At 64.7% G+C, this 19,936-nt stretch carries 11 protein-coding genes and 1 pseudogene; 2 read left to right on the plus strand and 10 right to left on the minus strand.

What is annotated here, in order from left to right; all coding sequences use genetic code 11:
* Positions 1–12: 12 nt before the first annotated feature.
* The 6 genes and pseudogenes from CCR96_RS03325 to CCR96_RS03350 form a co-directional block, all read right to left on the minus strand.
* On the minus strand, positions 13–285 hold the full coding sequence (locus CCR96_RS03325) for a hypothetical protein (protein WP_201217277.1): 273 nt from the start codon (positions 283–285) through the stop codon (positions 13–15).
* 439 nt (positions 286–724) lie between these two features.
* Positions 725–907 (minus strand): annotated as a pseudogene (locus CCR96_RS25490) (DUF4417 domain-containing protein); the annotation flags it as partial.
* 694 nt (positions 908–1,601) lie between these two features.
* Complete coding sequence (locus CCR96_RS03335) at positions 1,602–2,906, minus strand: McrC family protein (protein WP_201217281.1); 1,305 nt, start codon at positions 2,904–2,906, stop codon at positions 1,602–1,604.
* Complete coding sequence (locus CCR96_RS03340; protein WP_201217296.1) at positions 2,906–5,224, minus strand: AAA family ATPase; 2,319 nt, start codon at positions 5,222–5,224, stop codon at positions 2,906–2,908. The genes CCR96_RS03335 and CCR96_RS03340 overlap by 1 nt, the downstream gene beginning before the upstream one ends.
* Positions 5,225–5,270: 46 nt before the next feature.
* Positions 5,271–7,910, minus strand: a complete 2,640-nt coding sequence (locus tag CCR96_RS03345; RefSeq protein WP_201217314.1) for an ADP-ribosylglycohydrolase family protein — start codon at positions 7,908–7,910, stop codon at positions 5,271–5,273.
* 17 nt (positions 7,911–7,927) lie between these two features.
* Complete coding sequence (locus CCR96_RS03350; protein WP_201217318.1) at positions 7,928–8,653, minus strand: response regulator; 726 nt, start codon at positions 8,651–8,653, stop codon at positions 7,928–7,930.
* A 440-nt stretch (positions 8,654–9,093) separates the two neighbouring features.
* Between CCR96_RS03350 and CCR96_RS03355 the strand changes: the two genes are divergently transcribed.
* Both CCR96_RS03355 and CCR96_RS03360 read left to right on the plus strand, forming a co-directional pair.
* Positions 9,094–10,419: a hypothetical protein gene (locus CCR96_RS03355; protein WP_201217322.1), complete on the plus strand. Its 1,326-nt coding sequence runs from the start codon at positions 9,094–9,096 to the stop codon at positions 10,417–10,419.
* Between the two features lie 549 nt (positions 10,420–10,968).
* Positions 10,969–13,674, plus strand: a complete 2,706-nt coding sequence (locus tag CCR96_RS03360) for a chemotaxis protein CheB (protein WP_201217326.1) — start codon at positions 10,969–10,971, stop codon at positions 13,672–13,674.
* A 15-nt stretch (positions 13,675–13,689) separates the two neighbouring features.
* On the opposite strand, the gene ligA is transcribed toward CCR96_RS03360, so the two are convergent.
* From ligA to CCR96_RS03380, 4 genes are all read right to left on the minus strand, one after another.
* Complete coding sequence (ligA, locus tag CCR96_RS03365) at positions 13,690–15,816, minus strand: NAD-dependent DNA ligase LigA (RefSeq protein WP_201217329.1); 2,127 nt, start codon at positions 15,814–15,816, stop codon at positions 13,690–13,692.
* Positions 15,817–15,835: 19 nt separating this feature from the next.
* On the minus strand, positions 15,836–17,059 hold the full coding sequence (locus tag CCR96_RS03370; RefSeq protein WP_201217332.1) for a 2,3-bisphosphoglycerate-independent phosphoglycerate mutase: 1,224 nt from the start codon (positions 17,057–17,059) through the stop codon (positions 15,836–15,838).
* A gap of 124 nt (positions 17,060–17,183) precedes the next feature.
* Positions 17,184–18,560 carry an alpha-amylase family glycosyl hydrolase gene (locus CCR96_RS03375; RefSeq protein WP_201217334.1) on the minus strand — a complete coding sequence of 459 codons (1,377 nt, stop codon included), beginning with the start codon at positions 18,558–18,560 and terminating at the stop codon, positions 17,184–17,186.
* Between the two features lie 30 nt (positions 18,561–18,590).
* Positions 18,591–19,936, minus strand: a 1,346-nt coding sequence (locus CCR96_RS03380; RefSeq protein ID WP_476702826.1) for a malto-oligosyltrehalose synthase, incomplete at its 5' end; no start/stop codon positions are given.

Genomic DNA, 19,936 nt, shown 5'->3' on the forward strand with positions numbered 1-19,936 from the left:
TAAGCGTCTGGGTCAAGACCTTGGCCGGCAACAGTCATCCACCTTGGCCGAGTAGCCAAACTCCTGCTCGACAGGGGTCAGGCGCCCATAGGCGACGCCTTGCTTGGCTTCCAGATCGGCGCCGGGCGACTTCAGCTCAACGACCGCGCGGGTACGGTCGATTCCCGCGCCATACCAACCGAGCCGAGCATCCGGCGGCCGATAGCCCTTGACCGCCTTGGAGCTGCTTTTCCTTGCTGGGGCTGAGGGCGCCGCTGCCGGCGCTATCGGCCCAGCGTTGGGCAACCTCGGTCTGGGTCGGGGCGCACTCGATGTGAGCGGCGTCCGGCGCCTCACCGAGTAAGCGGGCATTGAACAAGGGCTTGTAGTGATCCCTGGCTGGCATCAGGGTGTCCTTATTGTGTGGTCACCGTGTGCCAAGTGTACGGGCCTTCGATAGCCGTCGTCCTGTACTGACCGCCTCGCCGGCACCTCAGCACGCAGGATGTTAGGCTCGCCGCTTGATCCTGTGCAGAGGTTCGAGGCGAGTGGCGAGCGAAGAAGACAGCACTGTTGCGATCCAGAATGAGGCGGGCTGAGCTGGCGTAACCGCTCTCAGGCTGGGACGATCGGGTAGAGCTGGCAGCCGCTGTGCTCGATGGTGCGGCGCTGCTGGGGCTGCAGACAGCCGTAGACGATGAGCGCTCGGGGTTGCAGGCGCTCGATCATGGCCGCGTCGGCAGTCGGCGGTGCCGATGCTGAGGATTTGGCTGGTCTCGATACCGTCGAAGCAGAAGGTGAACGAGCGCTGATCGCTCCAGTTGACGGTGGGGATCACGCGTAGGCCGCCCTCCTGCCAGAAGCGACCGAGCCAGCGGCTGCGGTAGGTGTTCCAGAGCTGAGCGGCGATGGGCCAATCGGGATAGAGGCTGAAGTCGGGGGGTCAGGGTGGCGAAGTAGCCGCTGACGTGGCACGCGCCGATGTCGAGGCGGGTCCAGGTGGACTCGAAGCGGTAGTCGTCGAGGTAGAAGTGGCAGACGTCACGGTTGGGATCGAGACGATCGAGCCGGGATCGGTATGGGAGCAGGCGGAGGTTGGGCGGGAGGTCGAAGGTCTGCGGTTGCAGGCTTGGGATGCCGTAGGTCCCCTCCTCGCTCGGCCAGATGTGGCGCTCGCAGTGCAGCGCGTCGTAGCCGCCGGGTTGGGCGGTCCAGTTGCCCGAGCTTCGGGTCATCCGCCCTTGGGCTTGCTGTCGTTGCCGCGGCCGCCGGTGGGGTTGCGATTGGGGTTGAACATGGTGCGATCTCCGGTGAGCTGTACGCATAGACAGTATAGCCCGTTGCCCCGCGAATGAGCAGCTCCGAACCGGCAAGCTCGCGCTCGCCGTGAAGAGGTGGCCCGGACGCGGAGCACGACCAAGCGGAGCCGGAAGGCCGGCGGGCGGGTGAGGAGCGGCCTCTAGTGCCGAGCGGCCAACACTGCCGCTAGCAACGGCCAAGCACCCAACGCGGAGTAAGCGGCTGGCAGGGCCGTACAGACGGAGTTATCGAATTCGCAGCGGCTGCCGCTCCCATCTGTCTAAAATAGACTTATTCGCCGAGGCTGCACTTATAGCTGATGGCTAGGGGGAAGTGTTCACGCCGAATGCATACTTTCGTGCCAGCTCTTCCCGATGGCCCTTAGCTGCATGGCCTTTCTCGAGTAATACCGCTAGCTCCAGCAGATTGACTGCCCGCAGGATCACGCGCGCCTTGGGGGTGCCAGCGACCGTATCATTGAAGTGGACGATCTGATCGGCAACGGTGCTCAGCGTGGGATAGAGCAGGATGGCGCTCGGCAACGACCCGGTTTGGGTCAGCGCATAGATCGCCAGTTGATAGAGCATGTCGCGTGGTAAAGGATGCGTGGACAGATCGCGGTATTTCGCGTCCAGCAGGACGCGCTTCTGCCCGAGGCGCACCATGAAGTCCGGGCGCGGGACCGGCCCCTTGCTGGCTTTTGGATTGTGAGCAGGATCGTAAGAGAACACGCCGCGCAATCGGTGCTCGTCGGCCACCTCGCAGCCTGGCAGATGCTCGTGCAAAAAGCGTCCGAGCAGCGCCTGAAAAAAGGCGTTCATATCGAACAGGAAGCCGGACAGACTGACGCCGACCGGCGGTTCATCCAGCGACACCGCCGCGCCTTGGAGCAGCAGCGCGATGATGGCCAGCGCCGGCCGATAATGGGCGGTGCGCCGATCGAGCGCGTTCAGGGCGTCCATGACCATCGCTAGCTTGAGCGCTGGCGGCGCCTCGTTGAGATCCATGCGCCGCGCAAGGTCCCGCAGATGGACACGAAGCTCGCGATCATCGGTTCGGGTGGCGCCGAGTTGCAGGCCAGCGGCAACGACGTGGTTCAGCGCGATCCCGACGTCGCGGGGATAGTCGATACAGGGTAAGGACGCCCGTGTCAGCGGGCCATCGCTGGTCAGGCGCGCAAAGTCGATCTGACCGCGCGGCGAATGCTGATCCGCCGTGGTTTTTCGATAGTCGCGCTGCAGTCCGCGCGCCAACAACGCCTTGACTTCGGCCCGCAGCTGTTCCAGCAACAAGTCTTGGAAGCGTGTGGCGGCCACGCCGTAGGTGGTCTCGTTGTGCAGCGCGAGGTCATTGAGGCCATAGGCGTAGCGCAGCAGGCCGAGCAGCGGCAGGCCTGTGATCTTAGGCGAAACGGTCATGGTCAGGTCCCCGAGCGTCACTCGCCCGACCCAGGAGCGCGCCTCGATACGCAGACCGTCGTGCAGATCTTCCAGCAGCAAGCGCTGCGCTTTGCAAAGTGCATCAGCTTGAGCATGTTCCAAGCTGCTAAAGAGATGCCGGCCTTGGAGCGCCTCGCAGGTCTGCGGCGTTAGCCGTGTCCATTCCTGCAGCGTAACGTGTTCAGACATCAGGAGGCCGGAGCGCCGGCGTCCGCTTCCGTCGCGTCGTTGGTCTCGGTGTCGCTACCATCCTCACCGCTTGCGGTTGTCGCCTCCTTGGTCGTGGTCAGTTCGGGTGTTGGCGCGAGGATGGCCTGAACGAAGGCGTCCTTGTTGGTGGCCTGAAACAGCCCGCGGTTCAGCCGGCGTGTTTCCAGGTCGACGAAATCCTTGCCGATGAGCTTTGCCAGGGTCTCATAGTCCTCATAGCAGTACTCCTCGAGCAGGGGCACGATGTCTTCGGCGAGGATGCGCCGAAAGCGGGCCAGATCGGTCACCGGTTTCGCCCCGTCTTTCGTGCTCTGCAAGAAATAGGCATGGCCGATCTGCAGATTGCGGGCATCGCGGCCGACGTGCTCAAGGATGCGCTGATTCAGCGCCGCGAGCCAGCCGTCCAGCGGAATGCTGCCTGCGAGTACGGCCCCCTTCAGGAGATCCACCTCGGGCATGAGCTCGCGGAACCCGAAACGACGGCGCAGCGCGGTGTCGAGCAGGGCGATCGAACGATCGGCGGTGTTCATGGTGCCGATCACAGAGAGATTTGGCGGCACACTGAACGGCTGACCGGAGAGCGGCAGCTCGACCGCTCGGCCCCGTTTGTCCTTCTCGAGCAGGGTCAGCAGCTCGCCGAAAATGCGCGGGATATCGCCGCGGTTGATCTCATCGATGACGAGATAGAAGCGCAGGCGGGGGTTGGCGGTGGCCTCCTCGCAGCAGCGCTTGAACAGCCCAGGGCGCAGTGCGAAGCCAAGCTGATCGGTGCGGCCGGTAATGGGCCGATAGCCCTCGATGAAGTCCTCGTAGCCGTAGGCGGGGTGAAAGGTGCAGAGGCGCACAAGGGCCGGGTGCGCGTCCGCGCCAAAGACGCGCTTCTGCTCCTCGTCTGAGAGGCTGTCCCAGCCTTTTCCGAACCCGTGAAGCGCTGCCAACTCCTGGGCAACTCGAAGTGCCTGCCAGGTTTTACCGGTCCCTGGTGGGCCGTAGAGGATGACCTGGCCTTTTCGCTCGAGGGTCAGCTGTATTTCCCCGGCGAGACCGGCAAGCGCGCTCGAGGATGACGGCGTGGCGGGCTTCGCTGCCCCTTGCGCGTCCAGCAGGTGTTGCTCGATTGCGATCAGGAGGTCGACGTGGGTGTCGCCCAAGCGTTTGACGCCGACGACTGGCGCCGCCGGCGCGGTGGTCTTCCAGTCGCTCAGCGCGCGCCATTCGACGGTGCGCCGATGCGGCGCATCCGAGGAGGCGCTCTCGTCGTGCTGGTAGCCGTCGCCGGTGACCTTGCCAATGCCCTTAACCACCTGGCCGTCGACGGCTAGGACCAGATCGGGCTCCTCCATGACGCAGGCGAAATCACGGAGTGCGCGCGCTGTACTTGGTATGGCTTCGCTCGCGGAAAGCGTATCGAGCTCGGTCAGGGTCTGTTTGAGCCGGCCAAGCGTCGTGCTGGACCCGTCCAGCCAATCGAGGGCCGGAAGCTGTGCAGGTCCGCTCGCGATGAAGCCTTGCGTTTGCATTTCTGACCATCGCGATCCGTCCGCGCTGGCGACGTTGAAGAGCCAAACCTCATGCGGCTGTCCGTTCCGCGCGTTGAGCACCTTGGTCAGATGATTGACGGGCCAACCGAGGCTGTTGGCGATCTGCAGGAACAGGTACGCATCGAGGTAACGCTGCTCCGCGCTGCTGAGCGGTCTTTGCAGCAATTTGATGAGGTGGAAACGCGCGTAGGCCGGGGAGTGGTAATCGTCGAGAAGATTCGGATAGAGCAGGCTGAAGTATTTGTGGCCCCAGGCAAGCCGGCTGACCGTCGGTGCCTTTGCGTCCATCTCTTTCTGCAATGCCCGGTAGTCGGCCTCGGACGCCTGTTGCGGGAAGGCGTCGAGCACCTTGGTGCCAGCAACGAGTTCGTCGCGATGCTTGCGGGCGAGCGCGATGGCCTTGTCGACCATGATGACTTTCTGTTGCTTGGGCGAACCGGTCATCCACTCCCCGGTCTCCTTGCGTCGGTACAGGCCGAACTTCAACGCGCTGCCGCCAGAGATACTGCCGAATTGCGCAGGAAACTCGTCGTCGTTCTTGAATTCCAGCCAGTAAACGAGGCTGTCTTGGTTTCCATGAAGGTGCATCAGGTTGAGCAGCCCTTCCCCATCCAGACTCGCAAGCACGTCAGGGCCGAACCGTTCCCGAAAGAGCGCGTAACAGTCATCGAGGCGGGCTTTGGGTAAGAGCCCTCCCTTGCCCAGCAACTCCTGCTGGATGGTTTCAAGGTCGTTGCAAATTCTGGAGTCCAACATGCGATACCGTCCTGTCCAAAAGGCGTGGTTGCAATTTGCGCTCAGGTCACCGAATGGTGTCTGGCGAACCGGCTTTGCTGACTACCCAAGGTCCATGGAGCACAGCAGCAGATTCCGCCGCCTCCGGTAACGGGTCCATGGGTTCGACGTTGAGCAAGCGTGCCCAGCGCTCGGACTGCTGCTCGATGATCGCTCCGATCCGCTCGAAATAGGCCTCCATCGCAACGAGATCAGCGTCCGGCGCAGTGTCCGTGAGCGGGTCATCCAGTGCTGCGATGAGCAGATCGGTTGATCGCAGATAGGTCATTAGCACCTTGCGCAGCGCGATCTTGTCGCTGCCCTCGATACCGAGTGTTTCGGCCATGAACGCCACCTTTGGCGCCTTTGGCTCGAGCAGCGAGTCCCAGACCCGAGCCGTGAGCGGCATCAGCGCCGCCTCGTGCTGATGGTAGAAGGCGGTGAGTGCCAGGATGCGTTCGGCCTGCTCGAAGAAACTGCTCTGACTCAGGTCGACCTCGTCGTAGTCGATGACCGCAGCCGCGTTGATCAGGGGATTAGCGCACTCGCCGGGCACATCGCCGGCCTCTGGCTGCAATGCAGTCACTCGCGGTGGCGCCGGCATCTGCTGGTCGCGCATGAGGGTCGGTCCCACCAATCGAAGTGAGTCTGTGTTCTCAGGTACCCCATCCCAGTAAGCGATCGGAAACCCACCACGCTTGGCATGACCGAGCACCTCGAGATACCACCCGGCATAGGCCCCATCGGACCCTTTGCCACGTCGCGCGAGTTGAGGATGGCGTTCCAAGAACAGGTTGGCGAGCTGCTCTGAACCCTTTTCCTGCGCATCGCGCCACTGGAAGGGATAGGCCCCGTTGCCCGTCGTGTGATGAGCGGCATCATCGAAATCTCGCAGCATTGCGCCATTGTCACTGAGGAAGTTGTCGCTCGGTGCGACCGCCACCCGCCAATAGCAGCCGGATGGCGACATCCCCGGAGCAATCCGCAGTTTCTGATATCCCCGGCGATGCAGCACATGCACCATCTCGAGGATGTTGATACAGGCCTGCAGCGATGGATCAGGAACGGTGTCGGCGCGCATCGCCGCAGTTGGCTCGGCAACGCGGCCCTGCGCGGCCAACTCGGCGACCCTATGCAGGCATTCCGGCAACACATCGAGGCGTCGAATCCAGGCCATCGGTAGGCTGTCAATGCCTTTCCAGGCGCCCCAAAGCTGCCCCGCGATGGCTGCGGTGGAATCGCTGTCGCCGCTGTGATTGGCCGCGCGACGCACCGCCTCCTCGAAGCTGTCGGCACTGAGCACGGCATAGAGCGCAATCGCAAGCGCCTCTTCACCGACCCAACCGCCGCCAAGGGCCTCGATGGCGCGGACCGGCTCATCGCGCAAGCGGCTGGCCTGTGTTTCCGCCCGGGCAACGACCGCGAGCAGATCCGCGCGCACCCCATGCTGCCTGATCCTCGCCTCGGTGAGGGTTTTGGCCTCATCGAGTGCGCGACGGAAACCGCGACCCGCGAACAGCGCGTGAATCAGCGCCGCCAGCATGCCGGCACTCAACCAACCATCGGGGTGACCGTGAGTCAACGCTGCAGCCTGTGCTGCAAGATCAAAGCACGCCGCCGGTTCGCGATCCGAGAGCCAGCCGAGCGGCGCCACCCGCATCACACCGCCGCAGCCTTTGGAGTCATTGATCGGGCGCTGCGGCGTGCCCTGGGTCGCCGCAGACAGCCCCGAGACACAGGTGTTGCCTGGCGCGCGCTGATGACGCAGTGCTGAACGTGTGGCCAGCGTGCCATGCAGGCGCTCATCGCCCACCGGCCCGAGTTGGGTCTGCAGCCAGTCGGCATAGGCCTTGCCGATGTGCTCGACCAGCTTGTCCGACTCCGTTGCGTCTCGCGCCTCAGCCAGACCCCGTGTCAAGCCCTCGAGGGTGAACAGGGTCATCTGGGTGTCGTCACTGACGCGCAACTGACCCTTGGTGAGCACGGGCTGGCGCAGTCCAGCCGCACCAAAACGCTGTTCAATACGACCGAGGCTATCGAACTCCACCGCGTAGCCGAAGCCATCGCCGATGGCCCCGCCGAGCAGACAGCCCAGCGCCCGGTCGAGAAAGGGCTCATCTGCTGTGACTTCTTTGCAGGCCAGGACATGCTGCGCTTGTGCACGTGTCTCGATGGTGCCGGGACGCACGCTCCGGACCGCGGCGATGGCCTCCTGTGAGGCCACGCCCAGTTCGACCAGCAGCCGTGCGGCAACGGTGCCTGAGCGCCCGAGACCGCCGCGGCAGTGGATCAGCACCTTATGACCTCGGCGCAGCAGACGCCTCAGCCGCAGGCCAGCGAGGACCCAGCGGTTCTCAAAGCGTTGACCCGGTGGTTGCACATCGCGGATCGGCAGGTGGTACCAGTCCATGCCCAGGGCCTCAACCGCCTCGCCCATGTGCACCACACCAACCCCGGCCAGTTCGTTCGGCTCCATCAGGGTGACGACGGCCGCAGCGCCCCAGTCAACGATCACGCGCAGATCGGTGTCGAGATCGCGGTACCAATCGCCCGAGATGGAGCCCTTCTGCTGTTTGCCGGGGCAAATCGTCATACCAACGGACCCGCCACAAGGTGTGTCAACCGCATCGATCCGAAGCGGATGGGTCTGGCTGGTCAATCTGGCCATGGTTGCGATCTCCTTTGCTAGAGCCCGATCTTCTGCAGCCAATCGCGCAGATCCTCGGTGCTCTCGGTGACGTAGTTGACCCCGGCATCCAGGGCCAACGACTTGATCTGGGGCGACTTGTCGAGTGTAAAAAGCACCATCGGCACATCGGAGCCGCGCTCGCGGATCGCCTGCGCAAGCACTATTCCAGCCCGTTTGTTGAGCACGCCGGCTTCGCTCCGGGTGAGATCGGAGATCACGATGTGGACCCGTGCCCGCTCAAGCAGCGTCAGGGCCTGGGCGGTGGAATAGGCACGCAGCACCGCAACACCCCGACCGGCCAGCCAGCCATAGAGTTCAAGGTCGGCGCTCGGATCATCGTTTACGGCCAATGCTAGGCGGCGAGTCTCAGGGAATCGGGCGCGCCCAGACGCCGGCGCCGGAAGCGGCGTCACTGGCTGGCCTTGGTCGATGACGTCGAGCAAGGCGCGCTCGTCGGCGCCGCTGTTCCAATCGGCGATCTTGGCCAGTGGCCAGCCATCGCGGACCAGGGTGCGGGCCGCAACCAGCTCGAGCAGTTGGCGATAGCTAAAGACAGCCTCGCGACCGGCGCGCTGTGGTCGCGTCAGTAGGCCGGTTTGGACGTAGTAACGGACTAAACGCTCGTTGAGCCGCTCATCGTTGGCGCTATCCGGCAGCAGTTCTGAGGCCGTTGCGGCAAGCTCAGCAGCACTGCCCTGCCAGGATTGGTAGCTCTCGATCATCTTGTGCTGCCATCATTTACTGTCATTGTCAGCTAAAATGTAGTCATTCACTCCGACCCTGTCAACAACAACGATCATCAGCCCGCAGGATTGAGCAATTTCTCTAGGCGGCCACGATCGGCTGCGGCAAGGAGCCCGCCGCGAGGAGGTGGCCCGGAGGCGGCGGGTGCGAGCACGGTGGAGCGGAGTCCCGGAGCGGAGGAAAAAACGCGGAGGGCGCAGCGGAGCCGCGCGCAGCAGCCGCGGCAGGAGGGTTGCCGACGAGCGGCGGAGCGGGCAGGAGAAACGCTGCGCGTGCGGTACCGATCGAGCCGCGACGAGGCCGCCTGGAGCCGATGCCCGGAGCCTGCGGAGGGCATGGGCGGAGGGTGGCTGAGGAGCGGCTTTGCTGACGATCAGCCAGCAACTGGTTCAAGCTCGCCGCAGACGAGGCCTTCGTGGTGCCGAACCTGCGCGTGGGGGCTCTGGTGCCGCAGCTGCCGGGGATGCTCGCCGGGCGCTTCACGGACGACCCCGTGCTGCTGCGCCATGCCTTCTCCGTCGGTTACATGGCGCTGCCGGTGCTCTCGCTCGCCGCCTGTTGGCTCATCGTGCGTCGCCTGGCGCCGGCGCTGCTGCTATTCCCGCTGCTCTGGCTTGCGGTGCACCAGATCAACTTCTCCGCCGTCTCGGAGCTGTTGACGGCGGCGCATCTCGCGTGGCCCTTCGTGCTGGGGGCGGTGCTGTGGCCGTCGGCGCGGCTGGTGCGGTTTTATGGCTGGTTACTGGGGGCGTTCTTCGTGGTGCTGCACCCGATGGCCTTCGTGCCCGCGCTCGGTCTGTCGGTGCTGGCGGCATGGCTCGGCTGGCATGCTTTGCGGTCGGCCTGGGCGCGACGCGCTGGGGCGGCCGGCGCGGGCGCGCTCGGCTGGGCCTGGCTGGGGCTAGCCGCCTGGCTCATGATCACCGGACTGCTCCGGCTCGGCTGGACGATCGCGAGCGCCAACCGCTACGAGCGATCCAATCTCACGGGCGACGGCACGCTGCACTATCTGCTGCCGTCCACCGCGGCGCAGGAATGGCTGCTGGCAGTTGCGATGCTGGCAGCGCTGGTCTTCGCGCTCCTCCTGCTGCGCGGCGGCAGAGGGGCCTTGCCGCGCTGGCTACCGCGTGTGCTCGGCGTGGTGCTGGCCGCGCTGGTGGGGCTCGCGATCTGGGTCGGTGGCGAGATCCTGTTCGGCCATGGCATCAAGCTGAAGGCGGCGCTCACCTTCGTCGCCGGGCTTGGCTTCATGGCACTGGCGGCGATGGTCGGGCGGGTGCTGCTGACGCGGGCTGGGGCGCCTGGCGGGAGCGCCGATGGGCCCACATGCGCCTCCCTGCCGCACCACCCGGTCTGGGTGCCCGCGGGCTGGCTCGCGGCGCCGGTGGCCGCCGTGCTCATCATGCTAACGGCCAAGTCCGCTGGCTGGTGGCTCGCGACCAACGAGCTCGGGCGCCTCGTCGCCGAGGCCGACAGCCCCTGCATCGTGCGCACCGCGGAGCAGCCGCCGTCGTTGCAATGGCGCTGGATGCGGATGCTGGACGAGTGGCCGGTGGGAATGAACGCGCTCGCCTTCCGGCCGCGGGCGCCGGCGTCGCCAGAGGTCTCGCTGCTGCTGCCGAACGCAGGCTGCGAGATCCTGGCCGCCACTGGCGAGGTGCGGCTGCAGTCGTGGATTGTGCGGCCCTGGTCGCACCTCGAGGCGCGGTTCGGCCCGCTGCGGCGGTTGCCGGAGTGGGACTGAACGCTCAGCGCCCGGCGGTGCCCGTGGGCTTCGCGCACAGGAGGTAACGGAGAGCGAGTGGAGCTTGAGCTTGGGTTGGAAGGGATCTCGGTTGAGGTCGTCCAGTGTATCCTGAAGGGCTTGGCGTAGATCGGGATGTTTGCGGAGGAACTTGCGTGCGCGACGTTCAAAATGCTGGGTAGTGACCAGCGCGAAGCTCATGATTCGTCGACGTCGAGGGCTTTCATCAAGGAATCGGCGCTCTCGTAGCGGGTGGTTCGACCGGCATCCAAGTCACTGAGGGACGCGTGCAAATGGGCCTTGGCCGCTTCGAGGGAGCTTTCGAGAAGCTCTGTATAGGCCGCTTCGGTGAGCACGACATAGCTTGGTCGGTTGTTCTTGATGACATGAACTGGGCCGTCTGGTGCTCATGTCGATAAATTAGCGCCGATGGCAAAAGTGGGCAAGTCTCGATGGCGATCCCTCCGCGTGCGTTCTTTAACGATCGTGAAGATCACGCACGCAGGATGTTAGGCTCGCCGCTTGATCCTGTGCGGAGGTTTGAGGCGAGTGGCGAGCAAAGAAGACAGCACTACAGGTCACGCAGAGGCGCCGGCCAGCCTTGCGGATAGCGCGGAGGCGTCGGCTAGCCCTGCGGATAACGCGGAGGAGCCGACGACGACAGCAGCGGATAACGATGCACATGAGACCCCCTCGGCGCCGGTGGTTGGCATCGGCGCCTCGGCGGGCGGCTTGGAGGCGTTCAAGGCCCTGCTGCATGCGCTGCCGGAGGATACTGGCATGGCCTTCCTGCTGGTGCAGCATCTGGCGCCGACCCGCGAGAGTCTGCTGAGCGAGATCATGGCGCGTGAGACCAATCTGCCGGTGCAGGAGGCCGAAGACGGTGCCTGGATCGCGCCGAACCATATCTACGTGGCGCCACCCGATCACAGCCTCGCGGTGCGCGCCGGGAGACTGCAGCTGACACAGGGTAGCCGTCGCGAGCGCGCCGGCAGTGAGCATCGCGAGCTGCCAATCGATTTCATGCTGCGCTCGCTGGCCGATGAGATCGGACCGGCCGCGATCGGCGTCGTGCTCTCGGGCACGGCCTCTGACGGCACCCTGGGGCTCAAGGCGATCAAGGCCGCTGGCGGGATGACCTTTGCGCAGGACGAGGACAGCGCGCAGTATTTCGGCATGCCCGGTAACGCCATCGCCAGTGGCGCCGTGGATTTCGTGCTGCCACCGGCCGAGATCGCACGGGAGCTGGGCCGGATTGCACGTCATCCGTATCTGCGCGATCGCGGCGGCCGGACCGAGGGAGAGGAGGACCCGGGGGCGAGCACGGACCAGCTAACACAGGTGTTTCGGCTCCTGCGCGCCCGGACCGGACATGATTTCAGCTACTACAAGCATGCGACCATCAAGCGACGGCTCAAACGCCGGATGCTGCTCAGCAAGCTGGATCGGTTCCGCGACTATCTGGAGTATCTGCGCAGCGAGCCTAACGAAGTCGACGCGCTCTTTCACGACATCACGATCAATGTCACCGCCTTCTTCCGTGAGCAGAAGACCTTCGATGCGCTGCGTGATTCGGTGCTGCCGACGCTGCTCAAGGGACGCGCGGCGAATGAGACGTTGCGCATCTGGGTGCCCGGCTGCTCGACCGGCGAGGAGCCCTACTCACTGGCCATGGTGCTGCTCGAAGCGCTCGGATCGCAGCCGAGCATCCCGGTCCAGATCTTTGGCACCGATATCGACGAGCAGGCCATCGAGCGCGCCCGCAGTGGCATCTATCCGAGCCGAATCAGCAGCGAGATCTCGCAAGGGCGGTTGAATCGCTTCTTCCATGAGGTCTCGGGCGGCTGGCAGATCAACAAGTCGGTTCGCGGCCTCTGTGTCTTCGCGCCGCACAATGTGACCAGCGATCCGCCCTTCTCGCGGCTCGATCTCATCTGCTGCCGCAACCTGATGATCTATCTCGGCAGCACGCTCCAGCGGCGGGTGCTGCAGATCTTCCACTACGCGCTGAAGCCTGGCGGCTTTCTGCTGCTCGGCGCCTCGGAGGGTATTGGCAGCAGCTCCGATCTGTTCCGGCTCGAGGACAAGGAGGCCAAGAGCTACGCCAAGCAATCGACAAGCTCGACGCCAACCTATGAGTTTGCCCCTGCCCGGCGCGAGCCTGATCGCGAGCCGCAGGGCGACGCGCATGAGCCCGGTGCGCGATCCGAGTCCGAGATCAGAAAGGAGGCCGACCGCGCCGTGCTCACGCTGTTTAGCCCGCCGGGTGTCATCGTTACCCGCGATCTGACCGTCATCAGTTTCCGCGGTAAGACCGGGCGCTACCTTGAGCCCTTGCCAGGCACGGCGAGTCTGGATTTGGTCAAGCTGATTCGCCAGGAGATCCTGGTCGATCTGCGCAACCTGTTCAAACGCGCGCTCAAGCGTGATGAGCCGGTCCTCAAGACCGGGATTGAGCTCATGGTGGATGGCCCTAGAAGCGAGCTGAGTCTGCGCATCATTCCTTTAGCGAAGGACGCCCTAGAGCGCTTCTATCTGATCCTGTTCGAGGAACATCCGGTCCATGGCGTTGAGTCCGGGAGCGCATCCGCCTCGGCGAGCCATGGCGCGCAAGAAGACCAAGAACGGGACAGCAAAGAACGGGACAGTGATGCGGATCAGGCAAGGATCGCGAAGCTGGAAAAGGAGCTGGAGGAGACCCGCGCGTACATGCAGTCGATCATCGAGGATCAAGAGAGCACCAATGAGGAGCTGCAGTCCGCCAACGAGGAGGTGCAATCCACCAATGAGGAGCTGCAGAGCAGCAATGAGGAGCTGGAGACCGCGAAAGAGGAGCTGCAGAGCACCAACGAGGAGCTTGCGACGGTGAACGACGAGCTCGAGCATCGCAACGCCGAGCTGACGTCCACCAACAACGACCTCCGCAACCTCCTAAGCAGTGTCAACCTGCCGATCCTGATGCTCGATCGCGATCTGCGGGTGCGTCAGTTCACCCCGCGCGCCAAGCGGCTGTTTAATCTGATCGAGGGCGATGTTGGCCGGCCGATCGGCAACCTCCGGCCCAATATCGACTTACCAAGGCTCGAGGCGCTCGCGCATGAGGTGATGGAGAGCATGGCCGTCAAGCGGCTCGAGACCGAAGGCGAGAACGGAAAAACCCAGGATGTCACCTTGCGTCCCTACCGAACGCACGATCAACGCATCGATGGGGTGGTGATCACTATTTTTGATCGTGATCAGCCAGCGCCTGGGTGAGTGTCGTCACTGGGCTTATCCCTGCTCTAACAACTGCTCGAATTCAGCCTCGTCGAGGATCTCGATGCCGAGATCCTGGGCGCGCTCGGCCTTGCTGCCTGGGTCTTTGCCCCTGACGAGATAGTCTGTCGCGCTGCTGACGTCAGAGGTTGCCCGGCCGCCGCGCGCCTCGACGGCGGATTGCGCCTCTCGACGCGAGTAGTGCGCGAGCTCGCCGGTGAAGACGAAGGTCTTGCCTGAGAGGCGGTGACTGTCGTCGGCCTGGGCCGGCTCTTGCTCAGAGACATCCTCGACCTCGACCCCAGCGTCCCGCAGCTTCTCGAGCACCTGTCGGTTGTCCGCGTTATCAAAGAAGGCGACGACGGCGGCGGCGATCTCCGGGCCGACCTCCGGGATGCGCTCGAGCGCAGTGCGATCGGCCTTGAGCAGCGCATCCAGACTGCCGAAGCGCCGAGTCAGCACCGTGGCCATGCGTGCCCCGATATGGCGGATGCCAAGGGCATAGACAAAGCGCTGCAAGGACGGCCTGCGGGCGCGGTCGATAGCCTGCACCAGGTTGCGTGCCGCGGTCTCGCCGAAGCCTTCCATCGCCTCCAGGTCCTGTGTCTCCAGCCGATAGAGGTCGGCCAGGTCGTGCACCAGCCCGCGCTCGACCAGCTGGCGCGCGGTCTCTTCACCAAGTCCGTCGATATCCAGGGCATCGCGGGAAGCGTAGTGGGTGATCTGGCCGACCAGCTGTGCCTCGCAGGCGAGTCCGGCCGGGCAGCGATGATAGGCCCCATCGCGAATGATCTCGGTGCTGCAGACCGGGCAGTGCTCGGGCATCGCGAAGGACAGGGCGCGCGTCTGGCCGGGCTGCTCGATGCGCTCAGCGATCTCCGGGATCACATCGCCGGCGCGGATGATCCGCACTTGGTCGCCGGGCCGGACATCCTTGCGCTGCACCTCATCGGCGTTGTGCAGCGTCGCCCGGCTGACGGTGACGCCACCGACATCGACCGGCTGCAGCAGCGCGATCGGCGTCAGGATGCCGGTGCGCCCGACCTGAACCGTGATCTCCTCGAGGGTGGTGATCTCTTCGCGCGGGGCGAACTTCCAGGCCAGCGCCCAGCGCGGGCTGCGCGCGCGCACGCCCAGCGTCTCGCGGCGCGCGCGGTCGTCGAGCTTGATCACGACCCCATCGATCTCAACGTCGAGCGTGTCGCGCTGGCCCTCGAGCTCAGCGTGGTAGGCGCGCACATCGTCGAGGTGTTCGGCGTTGCGATTCAGTGGGCAGGTCTTGAGGCCCCAATCGGCCAGTCGCTCAAGGAGCTGATGATGGGTCGCCGGCGCCGCTTCGCCGTCGATCTCGAGCAGCTCATAGCAGAATAGGTCGAGCGGGCGGCCGGCGACTCGGTTCGGATCGAGCTGGCGCATGAGTCCGGCCGCGGCATTGCGCGGATTGGCGAAGGGCTCGTCGCCGCGCTGCACGCGCTCGCGGTTCAGCGCAGTGAAGCCGGAGCGCGGCATGAAGATCTCGGCGCGCACAGCCAGATGTCGCGGTGCTTTATGCAGGCGCATCGGCACCGCAGCGGCACGGCGGAGGTTGTGGCTGATGTCCTCGCCGGTGTAACCGTCACCGCGGGTCGAGCCACTGGAGAAGACGCCCTGATCGTAGATCAGCTCGATTGAGAGGCCATCGAACTTGGGCTCGAGCACGAGAGCGACCGGGCCTTGGTTGCCATCGCCAGCGTCGTCGCCACCGCCAGCATCATCGCCATCACCATCGTTATCGCCACCACCGGCGTCGCGCTGCAGGCGCTTGATGAAGTCGGCGACCTCATCGTCGTTCTGGACGGACTCCAGGCTGAGCATTGCCGCGCGGTGCTCGCGCTTATTGAGCGCACTGACCGGCTCGGCACCGATGCGCTGGGTTGGCGAGTTCTCGCTCTGTAGGGAAGGAAACTCCGCCTCCAGCGCCTGCAGCCGGTCGAAGAGCTGGTCGTAGACCGCGTCTGAGATCGCCGGCTCCGTCTTCACGTAGTACAGATAATCGTGATGGCGGATGCCCTCGCGCAGCGCCTCGATCTCGTCCGCCGCCTGGTCTCGACTCAGCGCCTCGAGCGGACGAAAGTCGGTGCTGGGGTGATGCTTGAAGTCCACCGGCGCCTCCGGTTGATCGTTAGGCTCCAAATTTCTTCATGCGGCCGGCATGGCCGAGGGCGAGGCCGATGAGATGGGCGCCGGGTCGCAGCCCGAGCGCACCCTTGAGGCAGCTGGTTTCATCGAAACGCTGGGCAGCGTCGCGACGGGCATGCTGGGCGTGCAAGAGCACCGGAACCGGGTGCCAGCTGTGCGCCGACATCATCGCCGGCGTCGAATGATCGCCGGTGACGACGAGCACGTCCGGTTGCTGCTCCAACAGCCAAGGGATGCGCCGATCGACCTCTTCGATCACCGCCACCTTCTCGGTGACATTGCCATCCTCGCCGGCGCTGTCGGTGCCTTTGACATGGAGGAAGTAGAAATCATGCTCGTCGCCGACCTGTTGCTCGAACGACTCGAACAGGGCATCCATGCCGGTCGGTGGCTCGGCGACGTCCATCCCGAGCAGTCTTGAAAGTCCGCGGTACATCGGATACTCGGCGATGCAGAGTCCTTTCAGGCCGAAGCGCTCTTGCAGTCCCGGTAGCACCTCGTGGCGCTGGAACCCGCGCAGCAGCAGGGCGTTGGCGGGCTGCTCATCGGCGATGGCCGCATGCGCCTGCTCAAGGAACTGCGCGACCACCTCGGCCGCGACCTTGGCCTGATCCGACTGGGGCTCCATTGGAATCGGCGGCCGGCCGGTGGTCTGGGGATCGGTGTCCGGCAGGTCGTCATAGAGCGCATCACCATCCGGGCTGCTGCGCAGCACCAGCACCGCACGGTGCTGGGACTCGGTCTTGAGGAAGACCTCGCCGTCGAAGTCCAGGTCGAGGGCGTCTTGGATTTTGGCGCAGAGGCGCTGGTTCAGCTCCGTCGGAATGCGCCCGGCGCGCCGATCGGTGATCTCACCGGCGCTGTTGATGCTGGCAAAGTTGACCCGCGCGGCCAGATCACCGGGCTGCAGGGGGAAGTCGATGCCCAGCGCCGAGAGCACCCCACGGCCGATGCGCCAGCGCAGCGGATCATAGCCAAACAGCGCCAGATGCCCGGGACCGCTGCCCGGCGTGATGCCGGGGCCAACCATCTCGAGCAAGCCGCAGGAGGAGTCATGCGCAAGTGCGTCGAGATTTGGCGTCTCGGCGGTATCCAGCGCGGTGCGTCCGGTCTCCTCGCTGCCCAGCCCACCGAGACCGTCCATGACCAGGTAGACGATCTTGCCGCCGGGAATGATCAGCTCTTGCCAGGTGTCGGTGATATCCATGAGGGTTCTCCGGTGAGTGGTGAGTGGTGAGTGGTGAGTGGTGAGTAGTGAGTAGTGAGTAGTGAGTAGTGAGTGGCCAGTGGTGAGCCCACCTCCTCGCTTGCCACCTGGCTGGCGTCTCGCTTCAGTGGTTGGCGATGAAGATGCGGAGACTTCGCGGCGGCAGATGGATCGCGGATGTCGGGCTGTCGTTCGCGGTACCCTCGCCGGTCTTTTCAGAGTCCGGCTTGCCTGCCTTGCCGTTGGCCCCGTCGTTGGAGGCCGGCGTGATCTCCTGCAGCTGATCAGCCGTGCAGTCGAGGACATCGAGGAGTCGATCGCGGCTGTACTCCTGCGCCTCATCGGGGTCCGGGTTGATCAGTACGGCGCTGTGCTGCGCCTGCCGGGGCGAGCGTCGCAGCAGTCCAACCACCGGCTCGTCGGCCGCAGTGAAACGCTCCTGTGCGCCCTCTTCGTTCAGTACCGGGGTCTTGGCCTTCATGGCGTTGGCCTGTGCGATGAAATCCCGGATGTAGAAGCTCGGCTCCTCCCAGTGCTGGGGTCGGGTCTCGACCACGTGCAGGCCGCGTCGGAAGCCGAGCTCGTAGCCGATGGGCATCATCACGCCGGTGGAGAAGACCGCCGCGAACAGGTACCAGAAGCGGGACTCACGGCTGTCGCCATCGGACTCCTCGGCCAGCCGGGTGGTGTCGTGGCTTTCCGGAAAGGCGATGGATGGCGCCAGATCACGGAAGCGCTGATACTGATCGAGCAGCCAGTCGCCGCGGAAGTCCCACCATTTGACGCTGTTGAACAGATAGTCGAAGCCGGCCGGGCGCAACTGCTCGATGTCGTCGGGCGGCGCACCGAGGGTCTCGGCGAAGAACCGGGTCTCCGGCGCGGCTTCGCGGGCGCGCTCGATCAGCACCTGCCAGACCTTGCCGGGCAGCTGATAGGCGGCGTCGCAGCGAAACCCGCGGAAGCCGAGCGCGGTGTAGTGACCGATGACCTCGGAGAAGAAGTCGATCATCGCCTCGCGCTCGGGGCGCTCGCTGTAGTCGAGCTGGGCCAGGTCCTCCCAGACGGTGACGATCTCGGGGTTGTCCAGATCGGTGGCCGAGGGCGAGTGCACCGAGCCGTCGTCGTCATGGACGTACCAGTCTGGATGCTCGGTGACCAGGTCCGAGTCGATGGCGGTGTGGTTGACGACCAGATCCATCATCACCGCGATTCCGGCATCGCTAGCGGCCTTGGTGAAGGCCCTAAGTCGCTCATCGTCGTCGCCATCGTCGCTGAGATCGCTGTCGCCGCTCAACTCGGGGTGCAGACGGTAGTAGTCCTTGACCGCATAGAGACTTCCCGACTGGCCTGGCAAGTGAAACGGGTTGACGAAGATCCAGTCGAAGCCCATCTGAGCGATCTCCGGCAACCGTTCGGTCCAGCGCTCGATCGGACCGAGCAGGGTCGGAAACAGGTTGTAGATCCTCGGGCCCTGGGGAAAAGACGGTTGATTTGATGGCATCTTGGCGTGTCCTGAATAGCTTGTGAGATATCAGAGCGCACTGGTCTTCAGCAGCCCGACCGGGAACCGGCGCAAGACCCTGCTGGCGCGAAGGGCCTGACGGCCTTGGTGCTGCTCGGTCTCCAGCTGTCGGCTTGGTCCCGCGTTTGTGCTGCGCTCCGTGCCGCCTAGGACATCGTCGAGCCGCGCGGCGGGGATCGAGATCCAGGTCTCGTCCCAACCGGGGTCCTGCAATGGATCGATGTCGCCGTCGTCGGTGACGGCCAGCGCGCTCAGTCCGGCGAGCAGGCGCGGCGCAATGACCACCACCGACTGTCCCTGATGGCTGCGACTGAAGGCGCAGAGACGCTGTGCATGCGGGCCTTCAACGGTGAGTGGTGAGTACTCGCCGTGGGCGAAGAGATCAGGCATCTGCTCGCGCAGCAGCAGCGCGCGGCGGATCAGATACAGCTTGGCGCGGCCGTCGCTGAGGTTGTTGCTCAGCGCCTGTGGGTCCAGCTCCTGCGCGCTCAACGCCTGTGAGCGCAATGGCTGGGGGAGTCCTTCCGTTGTCTCGCTGGGGTCATCGATGGCAGCAAGCCGATCAATCTCACTGAGCCATTGGCGGCGACGCTCGAAATCGACCGGACGACGATTGTCAGGGTCGACCAGGCTGAAGTCCCATAGCTCGCAGCCCTGATAGAGGTCCGGCAGCCCTGGCGAGGTCAGCCGCAGCAGGGTTTGTGAGAGGCTGTTGAGCAGCCCGAGCTGGGCGACGCGCTGCTGGAAGGGGATGAAATCCTCGAAGAAGGCACGGCTGCGCTCGCGATCGAGCACGGCATCGATGAAGGCCTCCAGCGTCGCCTCGTAATCGGGGTCGGCGTTGGTCCAGGCGGTATGCACCTTGGCCTCCTTGACCGCCTTGCTCATGTAGGCCTGGATGCGCTGCTTGAGCGCTACCCAGTCGTCGTTGTCCTGCGGTGTCTGCAGGGGCCAGACACCGAGCAGGGTCTGGTAGAACAGATACTCGGTGTTGGCATCGGGCCAGGTCACCGCCTCAGCCTCGAGTGGCTCGCGGCCATCGCCGCTGCGGCGAAAGCGCCGATTCAGCCGTGCCCAGCGCTCGACGTGCTCACGCCAGGCGAGCGGCAGCTCGGAGAGGACATGCAGACGCGCCCGCACATCCTCTGAGCGCTTGCTGTCATGCGTCGATCCCGCCAGCATCGCCTGCGGCCATTGGGCTTGGCGCCGTGCATTGGCGCGGTGGAAGCTGTCCACCGAGAGGCCGAAGCGCTCGGGATCACCACCGACCTCGTTCAGCGAGCTGAGCCGGTGCCAGCGATAAAACGCCGTGTCTTCGACACCCTTGGCGGTGACCGGACTGCTGTACTGCTGGA

This window comes from Halochromatium roseum, assembly GCF_016653315.1.
In the GTDB taxonomy this organism is placed as follows: domain Bacteria; phylum Pseudomonadota; class Gammaproteobacteria; order Chromatiales; family Chromatiaceae; genus Lamprobacter; species Lamprobacter roseus.

Excerpts from the sequence above, each read along its gene's own strand:
- CCR96_RS03335 (WP_201217281.1), bottom strand. The coding sequence starts at position 2,906 with ATGTCTGAACACGTTACGCTGCAGGAATGGACACGGCTAACGCCGCAG.
- CCR96_RS03340 (WP_201217296.1), bottom strand. The coding sequence starts at position 5,224 with ATGTTGGACTCCAGAATTTGCAACGACCTTGAAACCATCCAGCAGGAG.
- CCR96_RS03345 (WP_201217314.1), bottom strand. The coding sequence starts at position 7,910 with ATGGCCAGATTGACCAGCCAGACCCATCCGCTTCGGATCGATGCGGTT.
- CCR96_RS03350 (WP_201217318.1), bottom strand. The coding sequence starts at position 8,653 with ATGATCGAGAGCTACCAATCCTGGCAGGGCAGTGCTGCTGAGCTTGCC.
- CCR96_RS03370 (WP_201217332.1), bottom strand. The coding sequence starts at position 17,059 with ATGGATATCACCGACACCTGGCAAGAGCTGATCATTCCCGGCGGCAAG.
- CCR96_RS03375 (WP_201217334.1), bottom strand. The coding sequence starts at position 18,560 with ATGCCATCAAATCAACCGTCTTTTCCCCAGGGCCCGAGGATCTACAAC.